10 protein-coding genes are annotated in these 14,195 nt (G+C 57.6%); 1 reads left to right on the top strand and 9 read right to left on the bottom strand.

From position 1 onward, the window contains the following. Nucleotides 1–28: 28 nt before the first annotated feature. From glnG to glnA, 3 genes are all read right to left on the bottom strand, one after another. The gene (gene glnG, locus MOQ06_RS17840; protein WP_148422544.1) at nucleotides 29–1,441 is read right to left on the bottom strand and encodes a nitrogen regulation protein NR(I); all 1,413 of its coding nucleotides are present in this window, start codon (nucleotides 1,439–1,441) and stop codon (nucleotides 29–31) included. Between the two features lie 11 nt (nucleotides 1,442–1,452). After that, nucleotides 1,453–2,502, bottom strand: a complete 1,050-nt coding sequence (gene glnL / locus MOQ06_RS17835) for a nitrogen regulation protein NR(II) (RefSeq protein ID WP_242174236.1) — start codon at nucleotides 2,500–2,502, stop codon at nucleotides 1,453–1,455. Nucleotides 2,503–2,669: 167 nt separating this feature from the next. Beyond that, nucleotides 2,670–4,079 carry a glutamate--ammonia ligase gene (gene glnA / locus MOQ06_RS17830; protein WP_040077943.1) on the bottom strand — a complete coding sequence of 470 codons (1,410 nt, stop codon included), beginning with the start codon at nucleotides 4,077–4,079 and terminating at the stop codon, nucleotides 2,670–2,672. A gap of 377 nt (nucleotides 4,080–4,456) precedes the next feature. Here glnA and typA point away from each other — a divergent pair, with 377 nt between their 5' ends. After that, complete coding sequence (gene typA, locus MOQ06_RS17825; protein ID WP_006808726.1) at nucleotides 4,457–6,280, top strand: ribosome-dependent GTPase TypA; 1,824 nt, start codon at nucleotides 4,457–4,459, stop codon at nucleotides 6,278–6,280. A gap of 80 nt (nucleotides 6,281–6,360) precedes the next feature. Here the strand turns inward: typA and ompL are convergent, their stop codons facing one another. From ompL to yihT, 6 genes are all read right to left on the bottom strand, one after another. After that, complete coding sequence (gene ompL / locus MOQ06_RS17820; protein WP_148422542.1) at nucleotides 6,361–7,047, bottom strand: porin OmpL; 687 nt, start codon at nucleotides 7,045–7,047, stop codon at nucleotides 6,361–6,363. A 74-nt stretch (nucleotides 7,048–7,121) separates the two neighbouring features. Then, on the bottom strand, nucleotides 7,122–8,546 hold the full coding sequence (locus MOQ06_RS17815; RefSeq protein WP_242174234.1) for an MFS transporter: 1,425 nt from the start codon (nucleotides 8,544–8,546) through the stop codon (nucleotides 7,122–7,124). Between the two features lie 44 nt (nucleotides 8,547–8,590). Next, a complete protein-coding gene (locus tag MOQ06_RS17810; RefSeq protein ID WP_242174232.1) occupies nucleotides 8,591–9,973 on the bottom strand; it encodes an MFS transporter in 1,383 nt (460 codons plus the stop codon). A gap of 45 nt (nucleotides 9,974–10,018) precedes the next feature. After that, nucleotides 10,019–12,043, bottom strand: a complete 2,025-nt coding sequence (locus MOQ06_RS17805) for an alpha-glucosidase (RefSeq protein ID WP_242174230.1) — start codon at nucleotides 12,041–12,043, stop codon at nucleotides 10,019–10,021. A 16-nt stretch (nucleotides 12,044–12,059) separates the two neighbouring features. Continuing rightward, nucleotides 12,060–13,301 (bottom strand): sulfoquinovose isomerase, encoded by a 1,242-nt coding sequence (yihS, locus tag MOQ06_RS17800; RefSeq protein ID WP_038985317.1) that lies wholly within the window; start codon nucleotides 13,299–13,301, stop codon nucleotides 12,060–12,062. Nucleotides 13,302–13,315: 14 nt separating this feature from the next. Further along, complete coding sequence (gene yihT, locus MOQ06_RS17795; protein ID WP_242174228.1) at nucleotides 13,316–14,191, bottom strand: sulfofructosephosphate aldolase; 876 nt, start codon at nucleotides 14,189–14,191, stop codon at nucleotides 13,316–13,318. Between the last annotated feature and the right edge of the window lie 4 nt (nucleotides 14,192–14,195).

The following is a 14,195-nucleotide window of genomic DNA, read 5'->3' as shown; positions in this document are numbered from 1 at the left end:
ATTAATCATCTTTACACAGCGGTAACGATCACTCCATGCCCAGCTCTTTCAGCTTGCGCGTCAGGGTGTTTCGACCCCATCCCAGCAGGCGAGCCGCTTCCTGCTTGTGTCCCTGCGTATGGCGAAGCGCGGTGGTCAGCAGCGTGCGCTCCATTTCAGGCTGAGCCTCAGAAAGCAGGTTTTGATGACCGGAACGCAGCGCGCGATCCGCCCACTGCGCCAGCAGCGTCGCCCAGCTGTCCGGCAGCGCGTGTCCGGTACTGCTTTCCGGCACGGTGGCTTCAAACAGCTCTGCCGGTAAATCCTGAATCAATACTTCCTGTCCGGCGGCCATCACCGTCAGCCAGCGGCAGGTATTTTCCAGCTGACGCACGTTGCCCGGCCACGCCAGACGGGTGAGGGCAGCATCGGTTTCCGGGTGAAGCTGCTTGGCTTCTACGCCCAGCTCGCGGGCTGCCACCTGCAGGAAGTGGCGCGCCAGGCGCGGAATATCTTCCCGGCGCTCGCGCAGCGGCGGCAGATGAACGCGGATCACGTTCAGGCGATGGAAAAGATCCTCACGGAATTTTCCCTCCTGCACCCGCAGTTCCAGGTTCTGGTGCGTCGCGGCGATAATACGCACGTCCACCTTCACCGGCGCATAGCCGCCCACGCGATAAAACTGGCCATCCGCCAGCACGCGCAGCAGACGGGTCTGAACGTCCAGCGGCATATCGCCGATTTCATCGAGGAAAAGCGTGCCGCCGTCCGCCTGTTCAAAGCGCCCCTGACGAATGGTATTCGCCCCGGTAAACGCCCCTTTTTCGTGGCCGAACAGCTCAGATTCAATCAAATCCTTCGGGATCGCCGCCATGTTCAGGGCGATAAAAGGCGCTTTCGCCCGCGGGCTGTGGCGATGCAGGGCGTGAGCAACCAGCTCTTTACCGGTCCCGGATTCGCCATTAATCAATACGCTGATGGATGAACGCGACAGGCGGCCGATGATGCGAAACACGTCCTGCATGGCCGGCGCTTCACCGATGATGTCCGTCGTTGGCCCAAAGTCGGGAGCGTTGCGGGGCTGCTGTTGCTCCTGATAGTGGCTGATAGCGCGCTCAACCAGCGCAACGGCTTCGTCAATATCAAACGGTTTTGGCAGGTAATCAAACGCGCCCTGCTGGTACGCGCTAACGGCGGCATCCAGGTCGGAGTGGGCGGTCATTATGATGACCGGAAGCATCGGGTGGCGCTGTTTGATCTGCTTTAAGAGCGCCAGCCCGTCCATCCCCGGCATGCGAATATCCGAGAGCAGCACGTCCGGCGTTTTGGTGGTGAGCGCGTCGAGCACCTCGCTGCCGCTCTCAAACGTCGTGCAGCTTAATCCCGCTCCCGTGAGCGCGCGTTCAAGCACCCAACGGATGGAGCTATCGTCATCGACTACCCAGACTATCCCTCGTTGCATAAACGTCACCTTTATTTTTTAATCGGCAGGAAAACCGAGAACTCGGTATGTCCCGGCCAACTGGTAAATTCAATTTTGCCGGAGTGTTGGTCAATCAGGCTACGGGCAATGGATAAGCCCAGCCCGGTACCGCCTTCGCGACCGCTGACCATCGGGTAAAAGAGCGTATCCTGCAGCTGCGGCGGAATACCCGGACCGTTATCTTCCACGTCAATACGTGCCGCCAGGCGATAGCGAACGCCGTGCAGCGTCAGCTGGAACGCGGTGCGGGTACGCAGAATGATTTCGCCACCCTCCGGGCCCAGCGCCTGCAACGCGTTACGCACGATGTTTAACAGCACCTGCTCAATCTGGTCCGGATCGTGCGCCAGCTCGGGGAGGCTTGGGTCGTAATCACGCACCAGCGTGACGTTGTCCGGCAGCTCCATCGAGACGAGTTTCACCACCCGCTCAGCGACCTTGTGAATGCTTTCCGATACGTGCATCCCCGGCTGCTGCGGCCCGAGCAGGCGGTCGACCAGATTACGCAGACGGTCCGCCTGCTCAATAATGACGTTGGTATACTCCGCCAGCGCAGGGTCGGGCAGCGCTTTGGTCAGAAGTTGCGCCGCCCCGCGTAAGCCGCCCAGCGGGTTTTTGATCTCATGGGCCAGCCCGCGCACCAGGTCGCGCGCCGCAATCTGCTGCGCATGCTGAAGCTGCTCCTGGCTGAGACGACGCTGGTTATCCATCGGCGCCATTTCCAGCAGGATCAGGCCGTCCGGCAGACGCTGTGCCGTGAGGGACAAAATATGCGAGCGTCCGTCGATCACCAGCGTCACTTCGTTATCGGTAAAGCCCTGGCCCGCCTGCAAACTCTCGCGCATCAGGCCGATATTCAGCGAGAAATAGCTCAGCAGTTCCGGCAGCGGCGTGCCAAACAGCTTTCGTGAGCTTTGGGCGAGCAGCTGCTGCGCCGCCGGGTTGGCGTAATGCACCGCCAGCTCGTCGTCGACCAGCAGGATGCTGTTAATCAAAGAATTGAGGATCTGCCCAGCATCGGGCAGCGTGCCAGTTGCCATTCAGCAGTCTCCTGGAGTTGTTGCACTATTTTAGTGCAGTATAGCGTTTTAGAGGTAAAAAGCGCGTGAGATCAGGTTGTTGGTGGAGAAAAAAGCCCATCCGAAGATGGGCTAAAGTTTCCACGGCAACTACCCCCGACGCGAAAGCGCCGGGTAAAACAAATCAGTTAAACGCTGTAGTACAGCTCGAACTCAACCGGGTGCGGCGTCATGCGAACGCGGTCGTTTTCTTCGGTACGCAGCGCGATGTAAGCGTCGATAGCTTCATCGGTGAACACGCCGCCAGCGGTCAGGAACTCGCGGTCTGCGTCCAGCGCCTGGAGGGCTTCTTCCAGAGAGCCGGCAACCTGTGGGATCTCTTTCGCTTCTTCTGGCGGCAGGTCGTACAGGTTTTTATCCATCGCTTCGCCCGGGTGGATCTTGTTCTTGATACCGTCCAGGCCTGCCATCAGCAGCGCTGCGAAGCACAGGTATGGGTTAGCCGCCGGGTCAGGGAAGCGCACTTCGATACGACGCGCTTTCGGAGATGCCACCACCGGGATACGGATAGAAGCAGAACGGTTACGGGCAGAGTACGCCAGCATTACTGGTGCTTCGTAGCCAGGGACCAGACGCTTGTAGGAGTTAGTGGTTGGGTTCGCCAGGGCGTTGATCGCTTTAGCGTGTTTGATAACACCACCGATGTAGTGCAGCGCCTGCTCGGACAGACCCGCGTACTTGTCGCCAGAGAACAGGTTAGTACCGTTCTTGGACAGGGACATGTGGCAGTGCATGCCGGAACCGTTGTCGCCAAACATTGGTTTTGGCATGAAGGTCGCGGTTTTACCGAAACGGTGCGCAACGTTGTGCACAACGTATTTGTAGATCTGAATCTCGTCCGCTTTTTTGGTCATGGTGTTGAAGCGGGTGGCGATTTCGTTCTGGCCAGCCGTTGCCACTTCGTGGTGGTGCGCTTCAACAACCAGGCCCATCTCTTCCATGATCAGACACATGGTAGAACGGATGTCCTGTGAAGAATCAACCGGAGGAACCGGGAAGTAACCGCCTTTCACGCCTGGACGGTGACCTTTGTTACCACCTTCGTATTTGGTGGAAGAGTTCCATGCGCCTTCGATGTCGTCGATAGCCACGTGGGAACCGGAGATGGTCGCGCCGAAACGGATGTCGTCGAACAGGAAGAACTCTGGCTCTGGCCCGAACAGAACGGTGTCCGCGATGCCGGTAGAACGCAGGTACTCTTCAGCACGTTTTGCGATGGAGCGTGGATCGCGGTCGTAGCCCTGCAGCGTGCCTGGTTCCAGGATATCGCAGCGGATGATCAGCGTAGGCTCTTCGAAGAACGGGTCAATGAGCGCGGTGGTAGCGTCTGGCATCAGAACCATGTCGGATTCGTTAATGCCTTTCCAGCCACCAATGGAGGAGCCGTCAAACATTTTGCCTTCTTCAAAGAATTCGGCGTTCACCTGATGAGCAGGGATAGTGACGTGCTGTTCTTTACCTTTGGTATCGGTGAAGCGCAGATCAACAAACTTCACTTCATGTTCGTTCAGCATCGTCAAAACGTGTTCAGCGGACATACTTAACTCTCCAGATTGGTCATTGTCGTCGTGGTAACGAGGTCTTCAAATCGGCTGGGCTGCCATATTTTTACTGTATTTCTGTAAAGCGAAATCTGTGCCAACTTTTAAAACACCCCCAAAAGGCGTTATCATGCGCACCATAGTGCAGAAGGGCTGCACCACATTGGATTCTTTGCACCATTATAGTGCTTCGATGTGAACATTGAGCACCATATTGGTGCAATTTACGTTAAAGTGCCCTTTTACCGCTCCGTGAAAGCGATCACAAAGCATCTCTGCAATACTTGTTTGCGGGGGATGTTTGTGATCCTGTTTTGTAGTGCGATTAATCCGTGTACAATAACGCGCTATTTCTAAATGCCTGAGGCAAAGTTGTGATCGAAAAATTGCGTAATATCGCCATCATCGCGCACGTCGACCATGGTAAAACTACCCTGGTTGATAAGCTGCTGCAGCAGTCCGGTACGTTTGATGCTCGTGCCGAAACTCAAGAGCGTGTGATGGACTCCAACGATTTGGAGAAAGAGCGTGGGATTACCATCCTCGCCAAAAACACCGCTATCAAATGGAATGACTACCGTATCAACATCGTTGATACCCCAGGGCACGCCGACTTCGGTGGTGAAGTTGAGCGCGTGATGTCCATGGTGGATTCCGTGCTGCTGGTGGTTGACGCATTTGACGGCCCGATGCCGCAAACGCGCTTCGTGACCAAAAAAGCATTTGCCCACGGCCTGAAACCTATCGTTGTTATCAACAAGGTAGACCGTCCAGGCGCGCGTCCTGACTGGGTTGTTGACCAGGTATTCGACCTGTTCGTTAACCTCGACGCGACCGACGAACAGCTGGACTTCCCTATCGTTTACGCGTCTGCGCTGAACGGTATTGCCGGTCTGGATCACGAAGACATGGCTGAAGACATGACTCCGCTGTACCAGACGATTGTTGACCGTGTTCCTGCGCCAAACGTTGACCTGGAAGGCACGCTGCAAATGCAGATCTCCCAGCTCGACTACAACAACTATGTTGGCGTTATCGGCATCGGTCGTATCAAGCGCGGTAAAGTGAAGCCTAACCAGCAGGTCACTATCATCGATAGCGAAGGCAAAACCCGTAACGGTAAAGTCGGTAAAGTACTGACTCACCTGGGTCTTGAGCGTATCGAGAGCGACATCGCTGAAGCTGGCGACATCATCGCCATCACCGGTCTGGGTGAACTGAACATCTCCGACACCATCTGCGATCCGCAGAACGTTGAAGCGCTGCCAGCCCTGTCCGTTGATGAACCAACCGTATCCATGTTCTTCAACGTCAACACCTCTCCGTTCTGTGGTAAAGAAGGTAAGTTTGTTACCTCTCGTCAGATCCTTGACCGCCTGAACAAAGAGCTGGTGCACAACGTTGCGCTGCGCGTTGAAGAAACGGAAGACGCTGATGCCTTCCGCGTTTCCGGTCGTGGCGAACTGCACCTGTCAGTTCTGATCGAAAACATGCGTCGTGAAGGTTTCGAGATGGCGGTTTCCCGTCCGAAAGTTATCTTCCGCGAAATCGATGGCCGTAAACAAGAGCCATTCGAGAACGTGACGCTGGACGTTGAAGAGCAGCACCAGGGTTCTGTAATGCAGGCGCTGGGCGAGCGTAAAGGCGACCTGAAAAACATGAATCCAGATGGCAAAGGCCGCGTACGTCTCGACTACGTGATCCCAAGCCGTGGCCTGATCGGCTTCCGTTCTGAGTTCATGACCATGACGTCCGGTACCGGTCTGCTGTACTCCACCTTCAGCCACTACGACGACGTTCGTCCGGGCGAAGTGGGCCAGCGTAACAACGGCGTACTGATTTCCAACGGTCAGGGTAAAGCGGTTGCGTTTGCGCTGTTCGGTCTGCAGGATCGCGGTAAGCTGTTCCTGGGTCACGGTGCTGAAGTTTACGAAGGCCAGATCATCGGTATTCACAGCCGTTCTAACGACCTGACGGTAAACTGCCTGACCGGTAAGAAACTGACCAACATGCGTGCGTCCGGTACTGACGAAGCAACGGTTCTGGTTCCACCGATCAAGATGACCCTGGAGCAGGCTCTGGAATTCATCGATGACGACGAGCTGGTAGAAGTGACGCCTCAGTCAATTCGTATCCGTAAACGTCACCTGACCGAGAACGATCGTAAACGTGCTATGCGCGGTGCGAAAGAAGAGTAATTCGGTTATGCCGTAGGCCGGGGAAGCGCGTGCGCCACCCGGCAGGTTAAAAAGCCGCTGAGAGATCAGCGGCTTTTTTATTAAAACGAATAGCGTAATCCCAGGCGTATCCGGTACTGCTCCCGGTTGTAATCATTCCATCTGTCCAGCCACTGAAGCTCAAGGTACGGCAGCCAGTTTCTGTCGATCCTGTAGCTGAACTTGTTGGTGATTTCCCAGTGATGGTCTTTGCCATTTTTGCTGTGGTAATCATTTACCCGCTGGAAAAAGTGCGGCTCAAAGGTGTAGAAAAACGCCTCCGTCACTTTGAAATTCCAGTAGTTAGCAAATTCGTGCGTGTCGTTCTTGTCCATCTGCCCGTTATAGTCCGGCGTGTCGTAGTTGTTATGGTTAAAGCGATAGCGGAACGTCAGGTTGAACCCGTCCGTAAATTTGTAGTTGGTATCTAAATAGACCGCACCGCCGGACCCTGCGCTGCTGTCGTTAATCAATCCGCCGGGCTGGAAGGTAAGTTTGTCGGTTGGTTTAAAGAGCGGATACCACCCCTCTATTTCGTTATAGCTGTGCTTTAGCTCATCCCATTTCCCCACGTTATAGGCGTTGGTGAACATCAGCCCCGCGCCCATATCGAAGTTATAGCCAGCGCGCAGGATGACTTCGTGCAGCTCAGAGGCCGTATTGTATGCTTCGCGGGTTTCGACATAAGCCCCGGCAAATACCGGGCAGGACACAGACGACACGATCAGTACAGTGATGATTCTTTTCATAATTTGTCCATGTATCAGGTACAGAAAGGCCTCCCTCCTGATTAACAGGAAGGAAATACTGGCCGGTTTTATTGTTATAAAGTGACTGCTGACGCTTTATTGTTGTTGGTTATCTCAGGGGTATGTGCTGACTCTTTTTTCCGTTTTCCAATCTCCTCAATAATAAAGGCGAAGCGCGCTTCGTTGAGTTTATAAAACAGCCCCATGGTCACGGCGGCAACTATCGCCAGGCCGCACGGCCAGAGGAAAATCAGCTGACGCAGGCCCAGCAGCGTGCCTGCGCTCTGTACCGCATGGGGAACGTAGCCAATCTGGGTCAGCATGATGCCGGGCAGGAAACCGGCGAGCGCCGCGGAGATTTTGCGCGAGAAGGTATAGCCGGTATAAACCGACCCCTCGGCGCGGATGCCGGTTTTCCACTCGCCGTAATCGACGGTATCCGGCACCAGCGCCCAGTTCAGGCTGTTAACAAACGCGGTGCCGAAAAAGGCCATGCAGGAAAACAGCACGAACAGCAGGGAGCTGGTCCCCCAGAAGAAGTTCAGCACGTCGCCTGCTGCCCACAGCGCCAGCCCGCCCAGATAGACCGGCTTCTTGCCAAAGCGCTTCACCGCGCCGGGTACCAGAAACACGCCAATCAGAATGCAGCCCATGCTGAAAAAGCCCATCCACGACAGCAGATGCAGATCGTTCAGCACGTACTGGGTGTAATAGACCTGGATCGCCAGCTTGATGTTAAACGCGGCGAGGGTGCACAGGTTGGCGATACACAGCACCAGCAGCGGCGGATTGCGGAAAATCGCGCAGAACGACTTCAGAATACCCGGCTTATGGTGATCGGGCGCGATCTCCACGTAGCGCTCTTTTACCCCGCTGTAGCACCACCACATGCAGAACAGGCCGCCGGTGACAAACACCAGCGCGGCCACCAGATAGCCGAGGGAGGGCTGGCTGACGAACAGCGCCTGGATGGGCATAAAGCCGACGGTGCAAAGCAGTAGCCCCACCGTTGCGCCGCCCTGACGCCACGCCGCAAGCTGCGCGCGCTCGTTCGGGTTTTTGGTAATGGCCGGGACCATTGCACCGTAGGCGCAGTTCATCAGGCTGTAGCAGAGGCCAAACATCATGAAGAGCGCGGTGGCGAGGGCCGTTTTCACCGTCAGGCTAAAGTCGTTGGCCATAAACTGCGCCGCGGCGACCAGCGCCACCGGGACGGAGGCGTACAGAATAAACGGCCGGAATTTTCCCCGCGCGCCGATATTACGCCGGGAGTCCAGCAGTACGCCGGTCAGCATGTCGGTGAACGCGGTAAAAAACTTCGCCACCAGGAAAATAATGCCGCCATAGAACGCGGGCATGCCCAGCTCGTCCGTGTAAAACTTCAGCAGATACAACGTGCCAATACAGAGCATCAGATTCGAGCCAAAATCGCCCATCCCGTAGGCGCACTTCTCTCGCAGGCTCAGTTTCAGGGTTAACGGATCAGTATTGTGTGTCATGGTCGATCCTCAGAGCGCCACGCAGGGGCGCCCTATCACGTCATTTATGCCGTACGTTTGCGCAGTTCGATCTCTTCCACGATGCGCACATACATCTTCTCGTTGAGGTTGTAGAAGCAGCCCATCGCCACAATGGTGATGACCGCCAGCAGGCTCGGATAGATAAAAATCAGCTGCCGCAGCCCCTCAACCGTTCCGGCGGACTGCACCACGTTGGGCACATAGCCGATCTGCGTGAGCATGATCCCTGGGAAGAAACCCGCCAGCGCCTGCGAGACCTTACGGAAGAAGGTAAAGCCGGTATAGACCGTCCCCTCGGAGCGCACGCCGGTGCGCCACTCGCCGTATTCCACGGTATCGGACACCAGCGCCCAGTTCAGGCTGTTCACGAACGCGGAGCCGAAGAACGCCAGACAGGAGAACGCCACAAAGCTCACCGAGCCGCCGCCGAAGAAGTAGTTAAGCAGATCGCCCGCCACCCAAATCATCAGCCCGCTGATGTAGACCTTTTTCTTGCCGAAGCGCCGCACCGCGCCGGGCATCATAAAGACGCCGATAAAAATACAGCCCATGCTGAAGAAGCCCATGTACGACAGCAGGATCGGGTCGTTCAGCACGTACTGCGTGTAGTAAACCTGGATGGCGAGCTTGACATTAAACGCGCCCAGCGTGCACAGGTTGGCGATGCACAGGATAAACAGCGGACGGTTCCCGGCGATGGCGCGAAACGACTGCAGCAGCCCCGGTTTTTGCGCCGGATGAGCAGGCTGCGTCTCGACGTAACGCTCGGTCACGCCCTTGTAGCACCACCACATAAAAAACAGCCCGAACAGCGAGAACAGCGTGGCGGCAAAGATATAGCCAAGCTGGTCGTTGCCCTCGATAAGGTTCATTACCGGGACAAAGCCCACGGTACAGAGCAGCAGGCCCAGCGTGGCGCCGCCCTGACGCCAGGCGGCCAGCGAGGCGCGCTCGTCCGGGTTTTTGGTAATGGCGGGCACCATCGCGCCGTAAGAGCAGTTCATCATGCTGAAGAACAGGCCGTACAGCATGAACAGCACCGTTGCCATTACCGTTTTGCCGGTTATCTCAAACGGCGTGCCGACGAAGTTGGCAATCGCCAGCAAGGTCACCGGGAAGGCGGCATACAGCACGAACGGGCGAAATTTTCCTTTCGGGCCGATCCTGCGCCGGGAGTCGAGCATGATCCCGGTACCCATATCGGTGAAGGCGGTAAAGAATTTGGCAATCAGGAAGATGATCCCGCCGTAGGTGCCCGGCAGGCCCAGCACGTCGGTGTAAAATTTCAGCAGATACAGCGTGCCGATATCCAGCAGGATGTTAGAGCCGAGATCGCCCATCCCGTAGGCGAGTTTTTCTTTAAACGGCAGGCGCAGGGTTGCCGGATCGGAAGTATGTTGACTCATTATTGTTCTCCGCCTGCCCGCAGGCTTTCCTGCGGGCGAGCCTTATCAGATATGACGTAAGGTGCTAAACAGATCTGCCCATTCGCTTTGCTGGCGATAGAAGACCGGCGGCTTGCCGAGCGGGGCATCAACGGTCACGTCACCGCCCCGGCAGATTTCCCCCGTCCACGCATTCACCCAGCTGTCCTGCGGCAGATAAAGCGTCCAGTCGCGGCGTCCCTCTTCATGAACCGGCGCCACCAGCAGGTCGCGGCCAAACAGATACTGGTATTTCAGCGTGTAGGCGCGCGCGTCGTCCTCGTAGTGCAGGAACAGCGGACGCATCACCGGCAGGCCGCTTTTCGCATTCTGCGCGACGGCGGCTTTGATATACGGCTTCAGGGTGGTGAATACGGTGGTCATGCGCGCAAAGTGCGCGATGGTTTCAGCGTCGCCGTCAAACTGCCAGTTATCGCCGGGGCGGTTGCCCTCGTGGGTACGCATCATCGGCGTAAAGGCGCTGAAGTCGCACCAGCGCAGCAGCAGCTCCTTGCTGCGCTTCATCTCGAACAGGGTGGTATAGCCGCCGATGTCGCTGTGGTGCAGCCCGTGCCCGGTCATCGCCAGCGACAGCGCAGCAGGTACAACGGACGCCAGACCGTCGTCCAGGCTCCAGTCGACGTTCTGATCTCCCGCCCACATCATTACCGAGTGCTTCTGGCTGCCGGTGTAGCCCGCGCGCATGAAGAACAGGATCTCCCCAAGCTTGCCGGTCTCTTCCAGCGCCTCGTAGTTACATTTCGCCCACAGTGCGGGCCAGGCGTTATGCATAATCTCCGCGCTGACGCCGTTGTGCAGGAAGGTATCGGTCGGCAGATATTCCCCGAAATCGGCCATCCAGCCGCCGCAGCCCAGTTCAATCAGGTTCTTTTTGATGACCTCTTTGTACCAGCCGTAGGCTTCCGGGTTGGTCAGGTCGATAACGCCCGCGTAGAACTCGCCGAACTCGACGTGGTAGTCCTTGCCGTCGGCATTTTTGGTCAGATAGCCGCGTTTGGCCGCCTCTTCGCAAAGGTCTCTGTCGCTGGCGACGTACGGGTTGATATAGGAAAGGAACTGCACGCCTTCCTGCTTCCACTGCGCAATACGCTCGTCAAGCTGCGGATACAGCTCGCTGTTCCACTTCCAGTTCCACATCACGCGTTTACCGAAGGAGGTCATGCGAATGCCGGACCAGTCCTGCGCCCAGATGCCGTTCACCTTTACGCCGCCCTCGCGCATGGCGTCGAGCTTCTGCTGACACACCCCGGTGCCGCCCTGAATACCCAGCGTTACGCCGTCGTAAACCCAGTCCGGCAGCTCTGGCTGTCGCCCCAGCAGGCCGGTAAGTTTTTCCAGCAGATCGACGTACGTTTCCGCACATTCGAAGCGCAGCGTGGCGTTATCCTCCCAGAACGCCAGCTCGTGAAAGTCCGGCGCGCTGAAGTCGAAGTTCATGTAGCAGCTGTTGTCCACGTGGCAGTAGTACTTCCGGGTGCTCACGAAGGTAGGCTGCGGGAAGAAGGTCCAGTAGTAATCGCCGCCCGCGTTCTCTTTGCAGTCGGCCTGCCAGGTCACGTAGGTCTGCTTATTGCGGCCTACGCCCTGCTCGCTGGTCCACAGCGGGAACGGCTTGCCGCGCAGATCGAAGTACGAGAACTGCTCGCCGCAGCCGTAGATATGCTCCTCCGGCTGCGCCGCCAGCCGCAGCCAGATGCGGTTATGGCAGGTGGCATCATTTTTAAGCTTCAGCTCCAGACGGCCTTCTGCATCCACACCCACCAGCAGCGTGGCGCTCACCGCGTCGCCGCGGGTAAAGCGAATCGCCCAGCCCGCGCTTTGCCGCGTAACGGTCGCGTCCGTCAGGGCAATCCTTTCGTTGAGCTTGTCTTTAATGCTGAAGTTGCCGCGAAACATCTCGATATCGGCCTCGCCCGCGCCGATCCACAGGCAAGGCTCGTCCGTGGAGTGGGACAAAATCAGTCGGTTCTCCCAGCTGAGGGTGAAACCATTTTCATTATTTTTCAGGTCAATATTGTGTAGGGTACGCATAAAAACTCCGTCTTTATTATTTGGCCTGGCTATCCAGTAATCCGGCGGCTACGGCAGGCGCTAAGCCCGGCGCCAGCGGAAGGCGGGGGATCACCAGGCAGTGCAGCAGATGATAAATATCCTGCTTGCCGTCCCAGACTTTGGTGGTCACTTCGTTATTGGTGTCCAGCTCCTGCCACCAGGATCCGTTCTCGTAATCCATCAGGTATTTGATGCAGTAATCCCACCATTTCTGATACCAGGCTTCGTACTGCGCCTCGCCGGTCACGGTGTAGAGGGCGTAGGCCGTACCCATCGCTTCGACGATCGGCCAGCGCACGCGTTCGCGCACGATAGGCTTGCCGTCCCAGCCTACGGAGTAGACGAACCCATCGGCCCCGTCGGGCGCCCAGGCGTCGCGGATGGTGGCGTGGAACAGCCCTTTCGCATCTTCCAGCAGCCACGCCGGCGGGGTTTCAAAGCGCGCCTCCAGCGCGGCGCGCAGGTGCAGCATCAGGCGGCCCCACTCGATCCAGTGCCCCGGCGTGCCGCCGTAGGCGCGGAAGCGGTGAGCGGGGTTATCGATGTTGTAGTCGCGGATCGGGTTCCAGTCGGTGTCGAAATGCTCGTTAACGCGATACTCACCTTTGCGCGCCACGTCGTGAATAATCACCGAGGCGATGCGCAGGGCGCGGTCGAGCCATTTCCGGTCGTGGGTTACGTCATACACGATGAGGAAGGCTTCCACGGCGTGCATGTTGGCGTTACCGCCGCGGTAATCTTCCGTTTTGCTGAAGGCTTCATCCCAGGACTCCAGGCACATCTGCTCCCGTTCGCTCCAGAAGTAGCGCTCAATCACCTCGATGGCGTCGTCCAGCAGCCTGCGCGCCTGCGGATGGCCGGTGGTAACGGCGCTTGCCGCACCGAGCAGCACGAAGAAGTGCTGATAGCCCTGCTTGGAGGCATCCACCACGCCTTCATCGTTAACGCAGGCGTACCAGCCGCCGTGCTGTTTGTCGCGCAGCGGGCCGTTGAGGGCATTGATGCCGTGCTCAACCAGGGCGTACGCGCCGGGACGCCCCATGTTCGCCGCCACCGCGTAAACGTGCAGCATACGGGCGGTGATCCACAGATGCGTGCCCATATCGCTGCGAACCTGCCCGTTATTGCCCAGCCAGCCGAAGCCGGTCGGTACGGCGGCGTTTTTGCCGAAATCAAGAATGCGGTCGGTCTCTTGTTCGAGCCAGCGATTGTGGCTCAGGGTGTTAAACCATTTCATGTTCGGGTCCTTTCTTAACGGCGAGCCATCATTTCGTCGACGATCTCACCGAGACGCTGCAGTTTTGGTACAGAAATGTCGCGGAGCATCAGCCCGGTGTCCGGCAGGCCAATCACCGATGACCAGACGGCGCGTCCGGCTAAAAAGCCCGATGCACCCGCCTGCATCGCCACGCTCACGGCGCGCGGGAATAATTTATCGTCCACGCCGGAGGAGAGGATCACCCACGGCATGGCGATGTTCTCGTTCAGCCTCTGCGAGGCCGCCAGCAGCTCCTGCTGCGTGCCTTTGCCAAACAGCGGCATCTCCACTTTGTAGAGGTCGGCACCGCTGTTGCCCAGCTCTTTGGCCGCGTCGATAATCGCCTGCTCGCGGTCAAACGCGGCACCGCGGCGCGGTGGACGCACAACCGGCTCGATAATGCTCAGCAGCCCGCTGTCGTGGCACAGGGTGTTGAACGCCTTCACCATCTCAAGCCGCTGCTGCGGATCTTCATCGCTGCGCCACAGCACCAGCAGCTTCAGCGCCTTGCCGCCGTCGCGTTTCACGGCCTGAGCGTCGATGCTCTTGTCTATCACCACGCTGTCGACGGGAATACCGTTCCCCGGAATAAACTCGTCGGCCGCCACAATCATCGCGCAGCTTTTTGCCACGGCCTGCTGCTCCACAATCTGGCGATAGCAGAACTGCTGGTCGACGAGAATGGCAGAGGCGTACGGGGACAGAATTTTCGCGGCATTGACCTTAAAATCCGTCAGGTTCTGGTCCGTTACCGGCACCGGCGCGCCTGCCGCGGCAAACATCAGGCGCATCGCTTCGCGCTGATCCACGGCCAGCATCGCAAAACCGCCGGAAGGTCGGGTGATATCTTTCAGGGTGTACATCGTCATTCCT

It is taken from the genome of Enterobacter sp. I4, from assembly GCF_022669095.1.
In the GTDB taxonomy this organism is placed as follows: Bacteria; Pseudomonadota; Gammaproteobacteria; order Enterobacterales; family Enterobacteriaceae; genus Enterobacter; species Enterobacter pasteurii.
This window is presented reverse-complemented; position numbering and strand designations above follow the sequence as displayed.